Consider the following 18,340-nt stretch of genomic DNA (forward strand, 5'->3'; position numbering starts at 1 on the left):
AGCGCGTGATTTTTCTGGTGGGCCAGGTCGAGGACTACATGGCCAATCTGGTGATCGCGCAGTTGCTGTTCCTGGAATCGGAGAATCCCGACAAGGACATACATCTCTACATCAACTCCCCCGGCGGGCTGGTGACGGCGGGACTGGCGATTTACGACACCATGCAGTTCATCAAGCCGGACGTCAGCACCCTCTGTGTCGGCCAGGCCGCCAGCATGGGGGCACTGCTGCTGGCCGGGGGCGCGGCCGGCAAGCGCTACTGCCTGCCGCATTCGCGGATCATGATTCACCAGCCGCTGGGGGGATTCCAGGGGCAGGCCTCGGACATCGACATCCATGCCCGGGAGATTCTGGCGGTGCGCGACCGCCTCAACAAGATTCTCGCCCATCATACCGGCCAGCCCATCGAGAAGATCCAGATCGACACCGATCGCGACAACTTCATGGGCGGAAACGACGCGGTCGAATACGGCCTGATCGATAAAGTACTCGTGAGTCGCGCATCCGGCGCGGCCTGAGCGGCCGCGATCCGGCGCACGGCCCGCCAGTCAATGGGTGAGTGACAGCCAAACACCGTTCCCAACCCGGGGAGTCAAGCGCCATGAACGAAGACAGGAAAAACAGAGAGTCCGGCAAGCTGCTGTATTGCTCGTTCTGCGGCAAGAGTCAGCACGAGGTAAGGAAACTCATCGCAGGCCCCGCCGTGTTCGTCTGCGACGAATGTGTCGAGCTGTGCAACGACATCATCCGCGAGGAGTTGCAGGGCAGCGAGGCGGGGTGCGTGGAGGGCCTTCCCAAGCCGAAGGAAATGAAGGCGATTCTGGACCAATACGTCATCGGCCAGGAGAAGGCCAAGCGCATCCTCTCGGTCGCCGTGTACAACCATTACAAGCGCCTCAAGGCCAGAACCTTCAGGAACGATGTGGAGCTGGCCAAGAGCAACGTCCTCCTGATCGGTCCGACCGGTTCCGGGAAGACTCTGCTGGCCGAGACCCTGGCGCGGGTGCTGGACGTCCCCTTCACCATCGCCGACGCCACCACCCTCACCGAAGCCGGGTACGTCGGCGAGGACGTCGAGAACATCATCCAGAAGCTCCTGTTGGCCTGCGATTACGACGTGGAAAAGGCCGAGCAGGGGATCGTCTACATCGACGAGATCGACAAGATTTCCCGCAAGGCCGACAGCCCATCCATCACCCGCGACGTGTCCGGGGAAGGCGTGCAGCAAGCCCTGCTCAAATTGATGGAGGGCACCGTCGCTTCGGTGCCGCCGCAGGGTGGGCGCAAGCATCCACAGCAGGAGTTCCTGCAGGTCAACACCGCCAACATCCTGTTCATCTGCGGCGGCGCCTTTGCCGGCCTCGACAAGACCATACGCTCCCGTTCGGAAAGGAGCGGCATCGGCTTTTCCGCCGAGGTAAAAAGCAAGGAGGAAAACACCAATGTCGGGGAGATCCTGGCGGGCGTCGAGGCCGAGGATCTGATCCGCTACGGTCTGATACCGGAGTTCATCGGCCGCCTGCCAGTCGTGGCGACGCTCGAGGAACTCGACGAAGCGGCACTGGTCAGCATCCTGACCGAGCCGAAAAACGCCCTCGTCAAGCAGTACGCCCGGCTGTTCGAAATGGAAGGCTGCGAGCTGGAAATCCTGCCGGAGGCCCTCGGAGCCATCGCCCGGCGCGCCATGGAGCGCAAGACTGGCGCGCGCGGCCTGCGGACCATCATCGAACATGCACTGCTCGATACCATGTACGAATTACCTTCTGCCGAGGATGTCGAGAAGGTCGTGATCGACGCGAAGGTGATCCGTGGCGAAGCCGAGCCTCATAGGGTGTACCGCAGCGTAGAGAGGCAGCGCGTTTCGGCCTAGCGGGCCGGCAATGGAAGAAAGGCCAGGGCGACCTGGCCTTTCATTTTCCTAGGGTGGTGTCGTATGCGGGTGTAAGATGTCACCCCCGCAGGCTGGGTTGAATCTACGACGTCGAACGATATCTCCCGATGAGCGCGAATCCCATTGACTCCTTCATTCCTGAAGATATCCGGACGCTCTATGAGATCCATAATTATCGCAATGCGGCGCAAGTGCTGGCGACGGGTTGTCCGGAGGAGTTTCACGAAATCATCGATGCGCTGAGCGCCTTTCGGCTGAGCCTGGCCGACATTCGCAAGCCGGGTGGTAATGAGTCGGACATACCGAAGCGGGTTTCCGGGCTGCTGCGCGCCAAAGGCTGGATGGAAACGCGGATCAAGGGCGATCTTCTCATTACCAAGGTGGCAGGATCGGGCGGAAAAGTCCTCGGATTGGAGGACGATGGCGAGGGAGATGAGGGAGACGCACTTGACGGAATCGAGGCGCTCAGAAAAAAGGGCTGCAGCGTCGAGCACATCACCCGTGAAAATTTTCTCGATGGACACAAGGTGGATTACGTGAAGAATCGTGTCGCGTTCGATCTGGAATGGAACAGCAAGGATCAGACATTCGATCGTGATCTCTATGCTTTCCGCGCGTTCCATGAGTGCGATTTGATCGACGCGGCGGTTCTTCTGACGCGCAGCGCTTCGCTCAATACGGTTTTCGAAAAATTGGGCCCGGAGTTGGATCGCGACGGAAATCCCAGGCTCGACGGCAAAGGCCGGCCCAAACTCATCAAGTCCAAATACGGCGCCAGCACGACATGGATGGGCAAGCTGCTGTACCGGCTGAATGCCGGACGGCACGGCGGTTGCCCGGTCTTGGCCGTTGGCATTACACCCAAGCTTATAACGGACTGGGAAGAATATGACAGAGAACACGCTTGATCCCGCCGCCGATTTGCTCGAGCGCCTCGGCGACAAACGTTTCAGGACGATCCTCGCCGATCCGCCGTGGCAGTTTCAGAACCGCACGGGCAAAATGGCGCCGGAGCACAAGCGCCTGAACCGTTACGGCACGATGAGCCTCGAGGCAATCGCGGGATTACCGGTGGAGCGGCTAACGGCCGACACAGCGCACCTGTATCTGTGGGTGCCGAATGCCCTGCTGCTGGAGGGTCTGAAGGTCATGGAGGCCTGGGGATTCACCTACAAGACCAATCTCGTCTGGCACAAGATCCGCAAAGACGGTGGTCCGGATGGCCGAGGCGTCGGATTTTATTTCCGGAACGTCACGGAGCTGGTGCTGTTCGGCGTGCGCGGGAAAAATGCGCGTACTCTGGCGGCGGGCCGTCGCCAGGTGAATTTCTTGGCTACCCGGAAGCGCGAACACTCGCGAAAGCCTGATGAGATGTACGGCATCATCGAGGCGTGCAGTCCGGGACCGTATCTGGAACTGTTCGCACGAGGTGCGCGGGATCGGTGGTCGGTGTGGGGTAACGAGGCGGACGAAAACTATTACCCGAGATGGAACACCTATGCCAACCACTCGCAGGCCGAAATCTGCCCCTTTGAATGAGGCCAGGCGGAAGCAGCGCGCTCGGTAGTGTAGCGTTCACCAGTTCGGTGCATTCCGTCGGTTTGTCGCAAACCTGACAACGGGGCGCTCGTCGGGTCGTCTTGACCCTCCAGCCCTTCCCAATCCGTACCATACCGGTCCTGTTTGCCGGGTCGGTCCTTCCACGAAGGATGCCCCGCCGCTTTGCCCGGTCCGCCCTTGTCGAAAACGAGACAAACCCCGGAGTCTCCGTATTCGACCAAAACACTGCAAAATCAAAAGGCTACGCGTTTGTCCGGAAGTGGCCCAGCGTTTGCTAGATAGAGGTCAAGGCAAACCGCCCGTCCCTCTGGCGAACTCGGAGAACAGCCAATGAAGCTACCGGTCTATCTCGATTACTCGGCTACGACGCCGGTCGACCCACGTGTTGCCGAGAAGATGATTCCATTCCTGACGGAAAACTTCGGCAACCCTGCCAGCCGCTCCCATACCTTCGGCTGGACCGCCGAGCAGGCGGTGGAGAACGCGCGGGAGGAAGTGGCGAAGCTGGTCAACGCCGATCCCCGGGAAATCGTCTGGACCTCCGGCGCGACCGAGTCGGACAACCTCGCCATCAAGGGTGCGGCCGAGTTCTACCAGACCAAAGGCCGTCATCTGATCACCGTGAAGACTGAACACAAGGCGGTGCTCGATACCATGCGTGAGCTGGAGTCGTCCGGTTTCGAGGTTACCTATCTCGAGCCGATGGCCAACGGTCTCCTGGATCTGGACGCCTTCAGGGCGGCGATCCGGCCCGACACCGTGCTGGCTTCGGTAATGCAGGTCAACAACGAGATAGGGGTGATTCAGGACATCGCGGCGATCGGGCGGATCTGCCGGGAACACGGCGTGATCTTCCACGTCGATGCCGCCCAGGCCACTGGCAAGGTCGAGATCGATCTGGAGCAGCTGCCGGTCGATCTCATGTCTTTCTCCGCCCACAAGACTTATGGTCCCAAGGGCATCGGCGCCCTCTACGTGCGCCGCAAGCCGCGCATCCGCCTCAAGGCACAGATGCACGGCGGTGGCCATGAGCGGGGTCTGCGCTCCGGCACCCTCGCCACGCACCAGATCGTCGGCATGGGGGAAGCCTTCCGCATCGCCCGCGAGGAGATGGCGGCGGAGAACGAACGCATCCGTCGGCTGCGTGACAGGCTGCTGGCCGGTCTCGCGGACATGGAAGAGGTGTTCATCAACGGCGATCTGGAACAGCGGGTGCCGCACAACCTGAACATCAGCTTCAACTACGTGGAGGGTGAGTCCTTGATGATGGCCATCAAGGACCTGGCGGTGTCCAGTGGTTCGGCCTGTACCTCGGCCAGCCTCGAGCCTTCCTATGTGCTGCGTGCTTTGGGCCGCAGTGATGAGCTGGCCCACAGCTCGATCCGCTTCACTCTGGGCCGCTATACCACGGCGGAGGACGTGGATTTCGCCATCTCCCTGATCAAGGACAAGGTCGCTCGCCTGCGCGAGATTTCGCCCCTGTGGGAGATGTACAAGGACGGGATCGACCTCAACACCGTTCAGTGGGCCGCCGCGCATTAGACACGCCCCACCCTCTTCACCATCCAATCGGGAGAACAACCATGGCATACAGCGATAAAGTCATCGACCACTACGAAAATCCCCGCAACGTCGGCTCCTTCGACAAGGACGAAGACGGCGTGGGCACCGGCGTCGTCGGCGCTCCGGCCTGCGGCGACGTGATGAAGCTGCAGATCAAGATCAATGAGGAAGGCGTGATCGAGGATGCCAAATTCAAGACCTATGGCTGCGGTTCGGCGATCGCCTCCAGCTCGCTGGTGACCGAGTGGGTCAAGGGCAAGACCGTCGACGAGGCCCTGGCCATCAAGAACTCCGATATCGCCGAGGCATTGGCGCTGCCACCGGTGAAGATCCACTGCTCCGTGCTGGCCGAAGACGCCATCAAGGCCGCCGTCTCGGACTACAAGGCCAAACTGGGCGTGGCCGATGATGGCTACGAAATTCGCAAATCGGCCGCCTGAAGGCGAGGACGACGTTATGACAGCCATGACCAGCATCGTCGATCTGACGCCTTCCGAGCCTGCATTGATATTCACCGGCAACGCCGCGGCCAAGGTGAGCGAATTGATCGCCGAGGAAGGTAATCCGGCGCTCAAGCTCCGGGTCTATGTATCGGGCGGGGGCTGCTCGGGGATGCAGTACGGCTTTGCTTTCGAGGAGGCCGTGAACGAGGACGACACGACAGTGGAGAAGGATGGTGTCGTCCTCTTGGTCGACCCGACCAGTCTGCAGTATCTGCAGGGTGCCGAGATCGATTACCAGGAGGGGCTGGAGGGTTCCCGTTTCGTCATCAAGAACCCGAACGCCACGTCGTCCTGCAGTTGCGGCAGTTCCTTCTCGGTCGACGGCGGCGCAAGCTGTTCGTCTCACTGACACCCGTGTGCCAGAAGGAGGACGAGATGGCGGTGACACTGACACAAAAAGCGGCGGCACAGGTCCAGAAGCATCTGGCGGCGCGGGGTACCGGCGTCGGCTTGAGGGTCGCCGTCAAGACGTCGGGCTGTTCCGGTCTGGCCTATGCCCTGGAATTCGTCGACGAGCCGGCACCGGAGGATCAACGTTTCGAAAGCCACGGTGTCACCGTGCTGGTCGATCCGAAAAGCCTGGTCTATCTGGAAGGCACCGAACTGGATTTCGTGCGGGAAGGCCTGAACGAAGGCTTCAAGTTCAACAATCCCAACGTCAAGAATGAATGCGGTTGCGGCGAGAGTTTCAACGTCTAGGAGCGATGGCCATGAGCGAAATGGCGCCCCGTAACTATTTCGAGTTTTTCCAGTTGCCCGAAATGTTCCGGCTGGACCAGAGCGTCCTGGACAGCCATTACCTGGAGCTGCAAGCCCGCGTCCATCCGGACAAGGCGGCCCATCTGAGCGACGTGGAAAAGCGCCTGTCTCTGCAATGGGCGACTTTCGCCAACGAGGCCTACCAGACCTTGAAGCGCCCGTTGGAGCGGGCGCGCTATCTGCTTCGCATCCACGGCGTGGATACGCGGGAAGAAGACAATACGGCGATGCCGGCGGAGTTCCTGCTGGAGCAGATCGAATGGCGGGAGGAAATGCAGGATGCCATCGCCGGCCGCAGCGAAGCGGCGCTGGACCGGCTCGGTTTCCGGCTGAAGAAGGAAATGGATCATCTGATCGAATCGCTCGGCGCCATGCTCGACGTCCAGCAATCGCATCCGGATGCCGCGGTGCTGGTGCGCCAGCTCGCCTTCCTGGAAAAACTCAAACGTGATCTCGATCAGGCGCACGCCCTGCTGGAGGACTGATGCTGCTACAGATTTCCGAACCCGGCGCCGGCGTGAAGCCGCAGCGGCGGCTCGCGGTGGGGATCGACCTGGGTACGACCCATTCGCTGGTGGCCACCGTCCGGGACGAACAGACGGTAGTGTTGGGCGATGCCCAAGGGCGGGTTCTGTTACCTTCGGTGGTGCGGTACCTCGGTGCCGGCGCGATCGAGGTCGGCTACGAGGCCAAGGCCCGGCAGGCCGAAGATCCCGAGAACACCTTCGTGTCGGTCAAGCGCTACATGGGCCGCGGACTGGGCGACCTCGCCAGCCATCACGGCGCGCCCTATCGTTTCGTCGAAGGCGAGGGCATGGTGCAGTTCGACACCCGCGCCGGGCGCATCAGCCCGGTCCAGGTCTCGGCCGAGATTCTCAAGGTCCTGCGCGACCGGGCGGTCGCGGAGCTGGGCGGTGAGCTGGCGGGGGCGGTCATCACGGTGCCGGCCTATTTCGACGAGGCCCAGCGCCAGGCGACCAAGGACGCCGCGAAGCTCGCCGGGCTGGAGGTATTCCGGCTGCTCAACGAGCCGACCGCGGCGGCGGTGGCTTACGGGCTGGACAACGCCGCCGAGGGCGTGTACGCGGTCTACGATTTGGGGGGAGGCACCTTCGACATCTCGGTGCTGAAACTCACCCGCGGCGTATTCGAAGTGCTCGCCACCAATGGCGATCCGGCTCTGGGGGGGGACGATTTCGACCGGGCGGTCTACGACTGGCTGCTCGCCCAGAGCGGGCTGAACGGCCTCTCCAGCAGCGACGCGAGCCTTCTCCTGACCGCCTCCCGTGCCGCCAAGGAACGGCTCTCCGAACAGACGGAGGCGACCGTCGACACCGTGCTGTCGGACGGCTCCCGGATCGTGGCGACCTTGAGCCGCGACACCTTTGCGGAGCTGACCGCCGGTTTGGTGAAGAAAACGCTCACCCCGGTGCGCAAGGCTCTGCGCGACGCCGGACTGGCCATCGACGACATCAAGGGCGTGGTCTTGGTCGGCGGCGCCACCCGCATGCCCTGCATCCGGGAGGCGGTGGCCGAATTCTTCCAGCAAACGCCGCTCACCGATCTCGATCCAGACAAGGTGGTGGCGCTCGGCGCCGCCATGCAGGCCAACCTGCTGGCCGGCAACCGCGCGGGCGGCGACTGGCTGCTGCTCGACGTGATTCCGCTGTCGCTGGGCATCGAAACCTTGGGCGGCCTGTGCGAAAAGATCGTGCCGCGCAATACCACCATACCGGTGGCGCGGGCCCAGGAATTCACCACATGGAAGGACGGCCAGACCGCCATGAGCATCCATGTGGTACAGGGCGAGCGTGAACTGGTGAGCGAATGCCGCTCGCTGGCGCGCTTCGAGCTGCGCGGCATCCCGCCGATGGTGGCGGGTGCGGCGCGCATCCGGGTGACTTACCAGGTCGATGCCGACGGCCTCCTCAACGTGACCGCAGCCGAGCAGACCAGCGGGGTCGAGGCGAGGATCGAGGTCAAGCCGTCCTACGGGCTCAGCGACGCCGAAGTGGCGCGGATGATCGAGGATTCCTATCTGCATGCCCGCGACGACCTGGAAGCGCGGCGGCTGCAGGAGCAGAAGGTCGAAGCCGCGCGTCTGATCGAGGCCACCGAGTCGGCCTTGACCGAGGACGGTGGACTCCTGACCGAGCAGGAGCTCGAGGTGCTGGTGAAAGGCTTGCAGGTTCTCAAAGGCGCAATGGAGGGCTCGGACTGGCAGGCGATCAAGAATGCCGCCGACGCGCTGAACGAGGCCAGCACGGAATTCGCCGGGCGACGGATGGACCACAGCATCAAGGCCGCCCTGACCGGCCAGAAGCTGGAGAGTTTGGGAGTCTGAGCATGCCGCAGATCAAGGTGTTGCCCCATGCCGAACTGTGTCCGGAAGGCGCCGTCATCAAGGCGAGCTACGGCCAGAGCATCTGCGATGCGCTGCTCCACGGCGGGATCGGGATCGAGCATGCCTGCGAGATGGCCTGCGCCTGTTCCACCTGCCACGTCATCGTGCGGGAGGGCTACGAATCGCTGAACCCGGCGGACGACGCCGAGGACGACATGCTGGACCGGGCCTGGGGACTGGAGCCGCATTCCCGCCTGGCTTGCCAGGCAGTGGTGAGCAAGGCCGACCTGGTCATCGAACTGCCACGCTACAGCCGTAATCTGGCCAAAGAACTCAAGTGAGGCCAGCCATGGTTACACAGCGGGTCACCATCAACGACACCACCCTTCGCGACGGCGAGCAGACCGCCGGCGTCGCTTTCACCGCCGAGGAAAAGCTTTCCATAGCTCGTGCGCTGGCTCGGGCCGGCGTGCCGGAAATGGAAGTGGGCATTCCCGTCATGGGCGCCGAGGAGCAGGAGGTGATCCGGGCCATCGCCGGCCTGGGACTATCGGCCCGGCTGATGGTCTGGGGCCGGATGTGCGAGCGGGATCTGGCGGCGGCCGCCGATTGCGGCGCCGATCGGGTGAACCTGTCGATCCCGGTATCGGACATCCATCTCCGCCACAAGGTGAACCGGACCCGCGAATGGGTGTTGGCCAGCATCGACCGTTTCGTGAAGCGGGGGCTGGACACCGGTCTGGAGGTCTGTGTCGGGTGTGAGGATGCCTCCCGCGCCGATCCCGACTTCATGCTGCAGGTCGCCGAGGCGGCGCAGCGGGCCGGCGCCCGGCGGGTCCGCTTCGCCGACACCCTGGGCCTGCTGGAGCCGATGTCCACCTTCGAGCGCATCCGCCGGCTGGCCGTGGCCACCGATCTGGAAATCGAGATGCACGCCCACAACGACTTCGGGCTGGCGACGGCCAACACCCTGATGGCGGTGCAGGCCGGGGCGAGCCATGTGAACACCACGGTCAACGGCCTGGGGGAGCGGGCCGGGAACGCGGCCATCGAGGAAACCGTGATGGCTCTGCACCAGCTCTATGGCGTCGATACCGGCATCGCCGTCGATCATTTCCCGGAGATTTCCGGACTGGTGGCGGCCGCCTCCGGCCGGCCGGTGGCCGCGAACAAGAGCATCGTCGGCGAGGCCGTGTTCACCCATGAGGCCGGCATCCATGTCGACGGTCTGCTCAAGAACCTCATCAACTACCAGGGCGTGGATCCGAAGGATCTGGGCCGTGAGCACCGTCTGGTGCTGGGCAAGCATTCCGGTACCCACGCGGTGAAGCGGAGCTTCCGCCAGCTCGGGATCGAGCTAAGCGAAACGGACGCCGGCAGGCTGCTCAAGCGCATCCGCATCCACGCCAGCCAGACCAAGCGCCCGCCCAGCGAGACCGAACTGAAGCTGTTCTACGCCGAAACCTCGGTGTCGTTCCAGCCGCGTCCGGGTCTTTTCGGCTGAGACGCGGGACCGGCAATGTAACAAACCTGAAGGGTAAGGAATCATCATGAATCCGGTTTTGCAGCGCCTACAAAGTTTTTCCGCGGCCGAGGAATTCCTCGATTTCTTCGGCGTGGAATACGAGCCCTCGGTCGTGCACGTCAATCGGCTGCACATCCTGAAGCGTTTCAACCAGTACCTGAACCGCAGCCCCGTCCCGGACGACATGGACGAGGCCAATGCCATGGCGACCTGCAAGGCGCTGTTGAAACAGGCCCACGACGACTTCGTGAAGTCCACGGCGGCCCAGGAGAAGGTCTTCAAGGTGTTCCAGGATCAGGATGGCAAGAGCATCTCGCTGGACAGCTTGAAGGCCAGCCTGGCCACGCGCGGCCAGCGGGCCTGAGATTTCGCCCTTCTCCCCCTGCGGGAAGGGAAAGTGTGCGGACGAGTGCCGCGGGTCCCCGGTGAGGGGACCGACGACGATTCAACAAAGGAGAGGACTTTTCATGCCAAAACCCAGTAAACACGTCTTCGTCTGCGCCCAGACCCGTCCGCCCGGCCATCCGCGCGGTTCCTGCGGCCAGCTCGGTTCCACGGCGGTATTCCAGACCTTCATGCAGCAGTTCGAGGCCGGCCAGCTCTACGGCCAGTTCGCGCTGACCAGCACCGGCTGCCTGGGCACCTGCGATCTCGGGCCGACCGTCCTGGTCTATCCGGAGGGCGTGATGTATTCCAAGGTGAGTCCGGCAGACGTGTCCGAGATCATCGAAGAACATCTGAAGAACGGCCGGCCGGTCGAAAGGCTGCTCGCCCCGGCCGCGCTCTGGAGCTGACGGGAGCCGGACGATGACCGCCAGCGCCGATCCCCTGCGCTCGTTCTACGCCGGCGAGGTACCCGCCCAGGTGGGAGTCCTCCTGGAGCAGGCGATGAGCGCCTATGCCGACACCGAGCAGGCCGAGGCCTACTTGCGGCAGGCGCACGCCGCGGCGCCCGAGGCCTTGTCGGTCTATTTCTCGATGTACAAATTCTATTTCTACAAGGGACGCCTGGCCGATGCCGAGCGGGTCGTGCGGATGGCGCTGGAGGCGGCGGCGCTGCAAGGCGGTTTTCCGAACGACATCGAGGCATTGACGCCGGCCACCGTCGACTGGCAGCGCTACGACGCGCCGCAGCATTTCTACCTGTTCTCGCTCAAGGCGCTGGCCTTCATCCGCCTGCGCAGGGGCGACAGGGAAGACTGCGAACGCCTGTTGGCCAAGCTGGGCGAACTGGACCGGACCGACAGTGTCGGCGCCTCCGTGATCCGGGCCTTTGCGGATGGGAGCGCGGCCTGACCGGACTTTTGGAATTTTTTACACCCACCAAGACACACACTTGAGAGGACGTCACATGTCTATCCTGACCATCCAGCCTTCCGGAAAAACCGTCGAGACCCGGGAAGGCGCATCCCTGCTCGAACTCATCATGGAAGCCGGCGAGGCCATCATGCACAAGTGTGGAGGCAACGCGCAGTGCGGCTCCTGCCACATCTTCGTGCAGGCGGGGCGCAAGAGCGTTTCCAGGATCGGCGCCGAAGAGAACGCCCGGCTCGACACCATCGTCGGCGTCGGTTCCAAGTCCCGTCTGGCGTGTCAGGCCAAAGTCACCGGCGAGGAGGACATCACCGTCGAACTGCTGGGCTTCGCGTCCGGCCTGTAAGTAGTGCGTTCCACACCTTCTCCTTTCGGGAAAGCCGGCGAAATCTCAGCCATCATCCCCTGCCGGGGACGAAGCGACTGGCGATTGGGCGGCATCGTCCCGGAAGGAGGGGTGAGGGCGAAAATTTCCTTCCAGTCCCAGAGGCACGTCCATGAGCACCATCGAAGACACCATCCGCGACCAGATCGCCAAACATCCGGTCCTTCTCTACATGAAGGGCGTGCCGGAGATGCCGCAGTGCGGCTTCTCGGCCAAGGCCGTGTCCTGCCTGCAGGCGGCCGGCGTACCGTTCGCCTATGTGAACGTCCTGGCGGCCCCCTCGATCCGGGAGACGCTGCCGAGCGTATCGCAATGGCCGACTTTTCCTCAGCTCTTCGTCGGCGGTGAGCTGGTCGGCGGCAGTGACATCGTCAGCGAACTCGCGGCGAGCGGTGAGCTGAAGACCCTCCTCGAGGCGGCCGCGGCCGGTCAGGCGCAAGGCTAGAGTCCATGGAAATCGACGAAGTCCGCACCCTCATCGAAGCGGGTATCCCCGGCTGCGAAGTCCGGGTGGAAGGCGAGGGCTGTAATTTCTCCGTAGTGGTCATCGGCGAGGCCTTCGAGGGGCTCAGCCCCGTAAAGCGCCAGCAACGGGTCCTGGCCGCCGTCAGCGAGCCCTTGTCCACCGGCGCCTTGCACGCCATCAGCATGAAGGTCTACACGCCGGCGGAATGGAGTCGGCAGGCCGGTTCCGCTTGAGTTCAACCAGGAGACGAGCCATGCCGTTATACGATTTCCACTGCCGCGACTGCGGCCAGACCACCGAATTGCTCATCAAGGCCAGTGACACGCCGCTCTGCCCGCATTGCGGCAGCGGCGCCATGGAGAAGCAGTTGGCTCAGATCGCGCCGCACATGAAGACGCCCGGACTGATCCAGAAGGCCCGTGCCCAGGCCGCCAGGGAGGGGCACTTCAGCAATTACAAACCGTCCGAGCGTCCGCGCTTGAAATGACCCATCGAACCCTGGGGCGAGGGCAGTGCCGTGAAACTTCAGATCGAAAAGCCTTATGTCGAAGCCATGGTCACCGAGTTCCCGCGTCTGGCAGGGCTGCAGGACCAGCTGCGGTTCGGGAACAAAGCGGAGATCGCCTTCGCCCAGCTGGAGAATGCCGAGGTCAATTTCCTGCGCAACCTGTACGAGGAGGCCGGTCCGGACTTGAAGCAGCGGGCGGTAGAGATTGCGGTACTGCAAAAAGCGCTCAACGACGATGGGGTACGCTTCGAGGCGAACGAATTGGAGCAGGCGGTGCCCGCCATCGCCCGCTATCTCGCGACCGATGCCATTCGCGGCTGGGTGTTCACGGCCAACGTCACCAACCGGCCCTTGCCTTACGTCGTCACCCGGCTCGATTACATTCCGGAATCGAACGACGAGACCGGGAAGATCATCATCGAACTGAAGGCCAACGCCAAGGGCAGTCTCGCCACGGTCGCGCTGCGGATCACCGCCAGCGATGTCGCCGGGCGCACCGTGGGGGAGATCTTCGCCGCCAAGGGATTCCTCAAGGAGACGCCCGCGCTGATCGACGACTACGATCGCATCACCGCCCGCTATTTCGACTGGCGCGCCCGCTACGGCGCCCAGTTTGCAGGGCAGGGTGTCGGTTTCTACGCCGAGGATCCGGCCGCCACCCACCGCGACACCGACTGGTCGCGCAAGGATGTGGTGGTGCTGTCCTCGGGCGGTGGCAGCGCTCGGCTGGTGAACGACGAAGGCATCCTCACCCAGCGGGCGCTGACCCTCGATGCCACGGGCGACATTCTGGGGCCGTATCTGCGCAAAGCGGCCAAAAGCAACCGCTACGACGCCGAGGATGAAGTCCAGGAGTTGCAGGACGCGATGCCGGAAGGGCTGTTCACCCAGCTTCCGGTGCATCCCTACATCCTGATGTTCCATCTGGAGCTGCATCATTATCTGTGGGTGCATGTGGAGGACATCGCTCCCTACGAATACCGGCCGGACTTGAAGCGCAAGCTGGTATTGCCGGAGGAGCAGACCGACCTGATCGACATCCTCACCGCCGAGATGGACGTGCTGATGGATGACATCGTGGCTGGCAAGTCCGGCGGCACCACCGTGCTTTGTGCGGGTCCCCCGGGCGTCGGCAAGACCCTCACCGCCGAGGTCTATTCCGAGATCATCCGGCGTCCGCTGTACCGGGTGCATTCCGGTCAGCTCGGTCTCAACGTGGCGGCGATGGAAACCTCGCTGAAGGACGTGCTGACCCGGGCGCAGCGCTGGGGCGCCGTCATGCTGATCGACGAGGCGGATGTCTACATCAAGCGCCGCGACGACGACATCACCATGAACGCGGTGGTCGGCGTGTTCCTGCGGGTGCTGGAATATTTCAACGGCCTGCTGTTCCTGACCACCAACCGGGTGGACGACATCGACGAGGCCATCGTCTCCCGTTGCATCGCCCTCATCAAGTTCCATCCGCCCGAACGGGAGGACCGCTGCAAGATCTGGCGGGTCATGACCGAGCAGTTCGCACTGGCGGTGGACGAGGCCCTGATCGGCCAACTGGCGGACGCTTTTCCGGCTGCCACGGGACGCGATATCAAAGGCTTGGCCAAACTGGTGGCCAAATATTGCTCGCACAAGCAGGCCGCGCCCAGCCTGGAGGTGTTCAAGCGCTGCTCGATCTTCCGCGGCATGGATCTCGGGATGGCTGAAGGGGACCGCGATGGGTGAACGTTTCGTCGTCGCAGAGATGAACACCCATCACTTCATGTTCCGAGGGGCCGGCGCCACGGCGGAGGCGGCCCGCCGGGCGCTGCTCAAGGCCTGGGCCGCACATCGCAGCGCGCTGCTGGCGCTGTACCCGGAGCGGGAAGGCAGCCTTCCCGAAGCCGAAAGGATGGAAGAGCATTTCAGGATTCATTACCTGGAATTCGAAGCGGACGCCGGATACCGTTGGCCGGACCGGCTGGTGTAATGGAACAGGATCGAACCCACCATGAACTATGCCTTCCCACCCGCTCCCGTGATCACCCTCGACGCCATGTCGAGCAAGCCGTTTCCGGTGCGCCGCATTTTTTGCCTCGCCCACAATTACCCTGAATCCGGCCGGGAAGCGGTCAAGCCCGCCGAGCCGGGCTTCTTCCTGAAGCCAGCCGGCGCCATCCTCCAGAACAATGCCGTGCTGCCGTATCCGCCCGGCACCGGCGCCCTGTGTCCCGAGGCGGAAATGGTGGTGGCACTGCACAAGGGCGGCCGCAACATTCCCGCGGACAGGGTCGATCACGAGTATGTGTTCGGCTATGCCGTGGGTCTGGACATGACCCTGCGCGATGCGCTCGATCACGCCATCGCCCAGGGCCTGCCCTGGGACAAGGCCAAATCGTTCGACCATTCCTCGCCATGCTCGGCGATCACGCCGGAGTTCTACGCCGGCAACATCGCCAGCGGCAGGATCGAGCTCAAGGTCAACGGCGAGGTCCGGCAGAGCGGCAACGTGGCCGATATGCTGTGGAAGGTGCCCGAGACGGTGCATTATCTTTCCACCCGGATGGAGCTGTTCCCCGGCGACCTCATCTACACCGGCTCGTCGGGTCTGGCCGGTCCGGTGTTCCAGGGCGACGTGATCGAGGCCACCGTCGCGGGATTGGAGCCCTTGATCATCACCATCGGATAGCGGAGGTAGCCATGCAGGTGACGACGATCCTGGTCGACGGCGTGCCCAGGGCGGTGGTCCGGCCCAACGACCGCAAGGATCTCGCCCGCTTTCTGCGCAATGGCCGTGCCTATTTCACCGCCGACACGCCGGACGCGGAACTGAGCCACCGTCCGGCCGACGAGGCCGAGGCGGCGCGCTGGCGTTCCGCCTACCGCTTGCATCTCGCCTGGGGCGGCAGCGAGGAATGGTTTTTCGGTGTGCCCTTGTAGCTTGAAGCCTCATCCCCGTTCTCTCTTCCTCTGGAAGAGGGGAAGGGGTGAGGGATGCCTACTTTCCGAGGCTGATACACACGGATATTCCACTGCATTTTCGTAGATTCGATTGGAGAGACCCATGGCGTTCATCATCACCATCGAGGGCGAGCACGCCGCCCTCGCGTCGGAAGACGAGATTGCCGACGGCATCGCGGCGGCGCGCGAGGTGTTCGCCCGCAACGAGGCGGATCCGCTGGCCTGCCAGCTTGCCGTGACCAAACTGGAGCAGGACGAACTGCTCAACCGCGAAGAAGCCCTGCTGTGCCTGATCTGGGACGAGGCCGAAGAAGCCGCCTTCCGCGCGGTGACCTTGGGCTGGCTGAGCCGCGCCGTCGACATCAAGCTTGCGGTTCGGGCGGAGTCGGGCGAAGAGGTGGTAGCCGTCCGCCTGACTCATTGAATTCACCTTCACTCGGGAAAACTCCCATGATCCATGTCGTCGAGGTAACAAGCCCGGGCAAGGCGAACGCCTGGTTCGCCTTCGACCGGGAGGACTTTTCCCGCAAGGTGAGCGTCGCCAAGGCACGGGAAGGCCGCGTGATTTTCACCGTGACCAGCCCCCGCCGGTTGCTGGAAGCCGCCGGCCTCACGCCGCAATCCCCCGAAGCCGGGGCCAGCCACGGCCCGATATTCGAACTGGCGGAAAAGCACGGCTGGGACACCGACCTGTACCGGGCCGACGATCTCCTGGGGGAAGGCGTCTATGACCCCGAGCCGGTCTCCGAGTTCGAAGCCTGTGTCGCAACCCTCGCGGAAGGGCTCCACGCCTGCCGGGTCTACCTTTCCGACGAGTCGGCCACCCGCGCCCTTTACGGCGACCCGTTCTACCAGGGCCGGGAGGGCTTCCCGGCGCACATGGCGCTGCGGGAACAGCTGATCGCGCTGGAAGTCATATCGGACGACCTGTGAGCCGGCGGTTCCACCGATGACCGTGGAGCAACTGATACGGGCGCTGCTCGAAATGCCGAGAGACGCCGTCGTTCTCTACGAAGGAGATGCCGGCTATGCGCGGGTGGGAGGGATCGATCTTCAGCGGAATGGAAACGGCGTTCCGGACGAAGTGATCCTGTCCCCCGATATGAGCGAGTGATCGCATCCCGGCGGAAAGTCTCCTCGAACCTTGGCACGCCCGTCCAATCATGGTTTCATTGCCCCCGTTTGGTGCATGCGGTCTCCCGGAAGGGTGAGAATCCGGCGGAGATGGCTTCCGGTCGGCGCGGACCGCGCCACGATACACAGACGGGGGAGTGATGGGGCAAGGTCCGAAATTCTTCGGTTTCAGCTTGTTGGGATGTCTGCTGGTGGCGCGGCCGCTCGAGGCGGCGGAGCTCGATGCAGCGGATACCGCTTGGATTCTCACATCGACCGGCTTCGCCTGGTTCATGACGGTGCCGGGGTTGGCCTTGCTTTACGCCGGCCTGGTCCGCACCAAGAACGTACTCTCTGTCCTGGCCCAGTGTTTTGCCGTCGCCGCCCTGGTGTCTCTGGTCTGGATGGGCGCCGGCTACAGCCTCGCCCTGGGTGGGGGGGAGTCCTCGTCGCCATGGCTCGGCGGCACGTCCAGGCTGTTCCTGCACGGTCTGACGGCCGACTCGGCGGTCGGGCCCGTTTCGGAAGCGGCGTACTGCATCTACCATCTCGGCTTCGCCGTACTGGCGCCGACGGTCATGGTCGGTGGCTTCGCCGAGAGGATGAAGTTCTCGGCCATGCTTTGGTTCACCACCCTGTGGATGCTGCTGGTCTATGCGCCGGTCTGCCACTGGCTGTGGGGCGGCGGCTGGCTGGCCCGTCTCGGTGCGGCGGACTTCGGCGGCGGGGTGGTGGTCCATGCGACCGCCGGCGTCTCGGCGCTCACGGCCGCCTGGCTGGTGGGGCCGCGGCGTGGGTTTCCGGATGCGCTCATGCCGCCCCACAATCTGACCCTGACGGCGGCCGGCGCCGGGATGCTGTGGATCGGCTGGCACGGCTTCAGCGCCGGCAGCGCCTTGATCACCAACGGTGCGGCGGCACTCTCGATGTTGAACACCCACTTGGCCGCTTCCGCCGGCGCGATGGTCTGGATGGTGGCCGAGTGGTGGCGCTTCGGTCGCCCCACGTTGCTCGGACTGGTGACCGGCATGATCGCCGGCCTGGTCGCGCTGTCGCCCGCGGCAGGTTACCTCGGGCCGCAGGGTGCCGTCATCGTCGGTGGCGCGGGCGGGCTGGCCTGTTTCTTCGCGATCCCCTGGATCCGGCGCAGGCTGGAAATCGACGATGCCATGGACGTGTTCCCGGTGCATGCGGCCGGCGCCCTGCTGGGCGTGCTCCTCACCCCCTTGGTCGCCGGCGGGGCTTGGGGCGGTTCGGGATTTCCGGGTGATTTGGGGGTGGGGCAGCGGATCGGCGTTCAGCTCGTCGCGATCGCTGCCGCCGGAGTTTGGAGCGGAACCGTCAGCTATTTCATACTCAAAGGTCTGAACCGTTGGCCGGGACTGCGCGTCGGCCCCGACGAGGAGACCGAAGGACTGGACTTGAGTTCGCACAACGGCAAGGGCTATTACTTCTGAGGCGGCGGTTCGCTC

27 protein-coding genes are annotated in these 18,340 nt (G+C 63.6%); all 27 read left to right on the forward strand.

Annotated elements, in window-relative coordinates; genetic code table 11:
* On the forward strand, positions 1-518 hold a 518-nt coding region (locus H156_RS0101765; protein WP_026597563.1), incomplete at its 5' end, for an ATP-dependent Clp protease proteolytic subunit.
* Positions 519-601: 83 nt separating this feature from the next.
* Positions 602-1,870 carry an ATP-dependent Clp protease ATP-binding subunit ClpX gene (gene clpX, locus H156_RS0101770; protein ID WP_026597564.1) on the forward strand — a complete coding sequence of 423 codons (1,269 nt, stop codon included), beginning with the start codon at positions 602-604 and terminating at the stop codon, positions 1,868-1,870.
* 128 nt (positions 1,871-1,998) lie between these two features.
* Positions 1,999-2,799: a BglII/BstYI family type II restriction endonuclease gene (locus H156_RS0101775; protein WP_017364719.1), complete on the forward strand. Its 801-nt coding sequence runs from the start codon at positions 1,999-2,001 to the stop codon at positions 2,797-2,799.
* Between the two features lie 13 nt (positions 2,800-2,812).
* Positions 2,813-3,430, forward strand: coding sequence for an MT-A70 family methyltransferase (locus tag H156_RS0101780; protein ID WP_238536820.1), 618 nt, complete (start codon positions 2,813-2,815; stop codon positions 3,428-3,430).
* A 351-nt stretch (positions 3,431-3,781) separates the two neighbouring features.
* Positions 3,782-4,993 carry an IscS subfamily cysteine desulfurase gene (locus H156_RS0101785; protein WP_017364717.1) on the forward strand — a complete coding sequence of 404 codons (1,212 nt, stop codon included), beginning with the start codon at positions 3,782-3,784 and terminating at the stop codon, positions 4,991-4,993.
* A 41-nt stretch (positions 4,994-5,034) separates the two neighbouring features.
* Complete coding sequence (gene iscU, locus H156_RS0101790; RefSeq protein ID WP_010959612.1) at positions 5,035-5,454, forward strand: Fe-S cluster assembly scaffold IscU; 420 nt, start codon at positions 5,035-5,037, stop codon at positions 5,452-5,454.
* 25 nt (positions 5,455-5,479) lie between these two features.
* The gene (gene erpA, locus H156_RS0101795) at positions 5,480-5,866 is read left to right on the forward strand and encodes an iron-sulfur cluster insertion protein ErpA (RefSeq protein ID WP_010959613.1); all 387 of its coding nucleotides are present in this window, start codon (positions 5,480-5,482) and stop codon (positions 5,864-5,866) included.
* 26 nt (positions 5,867-5,892) lie between these two features.
* On the forward strand, positions 5,893-6,216 hold the full coding sequence (gene iscA / locus H156_RS0101800; RefSeq protein WP_010959614.1) for an iron-sulfur cluster assembly protein IscA: 324 nt from the start codon (positions 5,893-5,895) through the stop codon (positions 6,214-6,216).
* Between the two features lie 11 nt (positions 6,217-6,227).
* Positions 6,228-6,761, forward strand: a complete 534-nt coding sequence (gene hscB / locus H156_RS0101805; protein WP_010959615.1) for a Fe-S protein assembly co-chaperone HscB — start codon at positions 6,228-6,230, stop codon at positions 6,759-6,761.
* Positions 6,761-8,620, forward strand: a complete 1,860-nt coding sequence (gene hscA, locus H156_RS0101810; RefSeq protein WP_017364714.1) for a Fe-S protein assembly chaperone HscA — start codon at positions 6,761-6,763, stop codon at positions 8,618-8,620. The genes hscB and hscA overlap by 1 nt, the downstream gene beginning before the upstream one ends.
* 2 nt (positions 8,621-8,622) lie before the next feature.
* Positions 8,623-8,961, forward strand: coding sequence for an ISC system 2Fe-2S type ferredoxin (fdx, locus tag H156_RS0101815; protein WP_010959617.1), 339 nt, complete (start codon positions 8,623-8,625; stop codon positions 8,959-8,961).
* An 8-nt stretch (positions 8,962-8,969) separates the two neighbouring features.
* The gene (nifV, locus tag H156_RS0101820) at positions 8,970-10,124 is read left to right on the forward strand and encodes a homocitrate synthase (RefSeq protein WP_017364713.1); all 1,155 of its coding nucleotides are present in this window, start codon (positions 8,970-8,972) and stop codon (positions 10,122-10,124) included.
* 46 nt (positions 10,125-10,170) lie between these two features.
* Positions 10,171-10,509: a nitrogenase stabilizing/protective protein NifW gene (gene nifW, locus H156_RS0101825; RefSeq protein WP_017364712.1), complete on the forward strand. Its 339-nt coding sequence runs from the start codon at positions 10,171-10,173 to the stop codon at positions 10,507-10,509.
* A gap of 103 nt (positions 10,510-10,612) precedes the next feature.
* Positions 10,613-10,939: a (2Fe-2S) ferredoxin domain-containing protein gene (locus H156_RS0101830; protein ID WP_010959620.1), complete on the forward strand. Its 327-nt coding sequence runs from the start codon at positions 10,613-10,615 to the stop codon at positions 10,937-10,939.
* Between the two features lie 13 nt (positions 10,940-10,952).
* Positions 10,953-11,441 carry a hypothetical protein gene (locus tag H156_RS0101835; RefSeq protein ID WP_017364711.1) on the forward strand — a complete coding sequence of 163 codons (489 nt, stop codon included), beginning with the start codon at positions 10,953-10,955 and terminating at the stop codon, positions 11,439-11,441.
* A 55-nt stretch (positions 11,442-11,496) separates the two neighbouring features.
* Complete coding sequence (locus H156_RS0101840) at positions 11,497-11,805, forward strand: 2Fe-2S iron-sulfur cluster-binding protein (RefSeq protein ID WP_017364710.1); 309 nt, start codon at positions 11,497-11,499, stop codon at positions 11,803-11,805.
* Positions 11,806-11,956: 151 nt separating this feature from the next.
* Entirely contained in the window at positions 11,957-12,289 is a 333-nt protein-coding gene (gene grxD / locus H156_RS0101845) for a Grx4 family monothiol glutaredoxin (RefSeq protein ID WP_010959623.1), read from the forward strand.
* Positions 12,290-12,294: 5 nt separating this feature from the next.
* Positions 12,295-12,543: a BolA family protein gene (locus H156_RS0101850; RefSeq protein WP_017364709.1), complete on the forward strand. Its 249-nt coding sequence runs from the start codon at positions 12,295-12,297 to the stop codon at positions 12,541-12,543.
* A gap of 20 nt (positions 12,544-12,563) precedes the next feature.
* Positions 12,564-12,797, forward strand: coding sequence for an FmdB family zinc ribbon protein (locus H156_RS0101855; RefSeq protein ID WP_010959625.1), 234 nt, complete (start codon positions 12,564-12,566; stop codon positions 12,795-12,797).
* A 30-nt stretch (positions 12,798-12,827) separates the two neighbouring features.
* Positions 12,828-14,540, forward strand: coding sequence for an AAA family ATPase (locus H156_RS0101860; RefSeq protein WP_017364708.1), 1,713 nt, complete (start codon positions 12,828-12,830; stop codon positions 14,538-14,540).
* Positions 14,533-14,784 carry a hypothetical protein gene (locus tag H156_RS0101865; RefSeq protein WP_017364707.1) on the forward strand — a complete coding sequence of 84 codons (252 nt, stop codon included), beginning with the start codon at positions 14,533-14,535 and terminating at the stop codon, positions 14,782-14,784. Before H156_RS0101860 ends, H156_RS0101865 begins: the two co-directional genes overlap by 8 nt.
* A gap of 21 nt (positions 14,785-14,805) precedes the next feature.
* Entirely contained in the window at positions 14,806-15,483 is a 678-nt protein-coding gene (locus H156_RS0101870; RefSeq protein WP_017364706.1) for a fumarylacetoacetate hydrolase family protein, read from the forward strand.
* 11 nt (positions 15,484-15,494) lie between these two features.
* Complete coding sequence (locus H156_RS0101875; protein ID WP_010959628.1) at positions 15,495-15,734, forward strand: hypothetical protein; 240 nt, start codon at positions 15,495-15,497, stop codon at positions 15,732-15,734.
* Positions 15,735-15,858: 124 nt separating this feature from the next.
* A complete protein-coding gene (locus H156_RS0101880) occupies positions 15,859-16,179 on the forward strand; it encodes a hypothetical protein (protein WP_017364705.1) in 321 nt (106 codons plus the stop codon).
* A 26-nt stretch (positions 16,180-16,205) separates the two neighbouring features.
* Entirely contained in the window at positions 16,206-16,688 is a 483-nt protein-coding gene (locus H156_RS0101885; protein WP_017364704.1) for a hypothetical protein, read from the forward strand.
* Between the two features lie 16 nt (positions 16,689-16,704).
* Complete coding sequence (locus H156_RS17200) at positions 16,705-16,869, forward strand: hypothetical protein (protein ID WP_017364703.1); 165 nt, start codon at positions 16,705-16,707, stop codon at positions 16,867-16,869.
* 160 nt (positions 16,870-17,029) lie between these two features.
* A complete protein-coding gene (locus tag H156_RS0101895) occupies positions 17,030-18,325 on the forward strand; it encodes an ammonium transporter (protein ID WP_017364702.1) in 1,296 nt (431 codons plus the stop codon).
* Positions 18,326-18,340: the final 15 nt, after the last annotated feature.

This window comes from Methylococcus capsulatus str. Texas = ATCC 19069 (assembly GCF_000424685.1).
GTDB lineage: Bacteria > Pseudomonadota > Gammaproteobacteria > Methylococcales > Methylococcaceae > Methylococcus > Methylococcus capsulatus.

Bases quoted from the DNA above. Each gene is read 5' to 3' on its own strand.
- H156_RS0101835 (WP_017364711.1), top strand. From the start codon at position 10,953: ATGACCGCCAGCGCCGATCCCCTGCGCTCGTTCTACGCCGGCGAGGTA.
- H156_RS0101830 (WP_010959620.1), top strand. From the start codon at position 10,613: ATGCCAAAACCCAGTAAACACGTCTTCGTCTGCGCCCAGACCCGTCCG.
- hscB (WP_010959615.1), top strand. From the start codon at position 6,228: ATGAGCGAAATGGCGCCCCGTAACTATTTCGAGTTTTTCCAGTTGCCC.
- fdx (WP_010959617.1), top strand. From the start codon at position 8,623: ATGCCGCAGATCAAGGTGTTGCCCCATGCCGAACTGTGTCCGGAAGGC.
- H156_RS0101880 (WP_017364705.1), top strand. From the start codon at position 15,859: ATGGCGTTCATCATCACCATCGAGGGCGAGCACGCCGCCCTCGCGTCG.
- H156_RS0101865 (WP_017364707.1), top strand. From the start codon at position 14,533: ATGGGTGAACGTTTCGTCGTCGCAGAGATGAACACCCATCACTTCATG.
- H156_RS0101855 (WP_010959625.1), top strand. From the start codon at position 12,564: ATGCCGTTATACGATTTCCACTGCCGCGACTGCGGCCAGACCACCGAA.
- H156_RS0101895 (WP_017364702.1), top strand. From the start codon at position 17,030: ATGGGGCAAGGTCCGAAATTCTTCGGTTTCAGCTTGTTGGGATGTCTG.
- erpA (WP_010959613.1), top strand. From the start codon at position 5,480: ATGACCAGCATCGTCGATCTGACGCCTTCCGAGCCTGCATTGATATTC.
- H156_RS0101870 (WP_017364706.1), top strand. From the start codon at position 14,806: ATGAACTATGCCTTCCCACCCGCTCCCGTGATCACCCTCGACGCCATG.
- H156_RS0101885 (WP_017364704.1), top strand. From the start codon at position 16,206: ATGATCCATGTCGTCGAGGTAACAAGCCCGGGCAAGGCGAACGCCTGG.
- H156_RS0101875 (WP_010959628.1), top strand. From the start codon at position 15,495: ATGCAGGTGACGACGATCCTGGTCGACGGCGTGCCCAGGGCGGTGGTC.
- hscA (WP_017364714.1), top strand. From the start codon at position 6,761: ATGCTGCTACAGATTTCCGAACCCGGCGCCGGCGTGAAGCCGCAGCGG.
- H156_RS0101775 (WP_017364719.1), top strand. From the start codon at position 1,999: ATGAGCGCGAATCCCATTGACTCCTTCATTCCTGAAGATATCCGGACG.
- nifV (WP_017364713.1), top strand. From the start codon at position 8,970: ATGGTTACACAGCGGGTCACCATCAACGACACCACCCTTCGCGACGGC.
- nifW (WP_017364712.1), top strand. From the start codon at position 10,171: ATGAATCCGGTTTTGCAGCGCCTACAAAGTTTTTCCGCGGCCGAGGAA.
- H156_RS0101785 (WP_017364717.1), top strand. From the start codon at position 3,782: ATGAAGCTACCGGTCTATCTCGATTACTCGGCTACGACGCCGGTCGAC.
- H156_RS17200 (WP_017364703.1), top strand. From the start codon at position 16,705: ATGACCGTGGAGCAACTGATACGGGCGCTGCTCGAAATGCCGAGAGAC.
- H156_RS0101850 (WP_017364709.1), top strand. From the start codon at position 12,295: ATGGAAATCGACGAAGTCCGCACCCTCATCGAAGCGGGTATCCCCGGC.
- clpX (WP_026597564.1), top strand. From the start codon at position 602: ATGAACGAAGACAGGAAAAACAGAGAGTCCGGCAAGCTGCTGTATTGC.
- grxD (WP_010959623.1), top strand. From the start codon at position 11,957: ATGAGCACCATCGAAGACACCATCCGCGACCAGATCGCCAAACATCCG.
- H156_RS0101840 (WP_017364710.1), top strand. From the start codon at position 11,497: ATGTCTATCCTGACCATCCAGCCTTCCGGAAAAACCGTCGAGACCCGG.
- iscA (WP_010959614.1), top strand. From the start codon at position 5,893: ATGGCGGTGACACTGACACAAAAAGCGGCGGCACAGGTCCAGAAGCAT.
- iscU (WP_010959612.1), top strand. From the start codon at position 5,035: ATGGCATACAGCGATAAAGTCATCGACCACTACGAAAATCCCCGCAAC.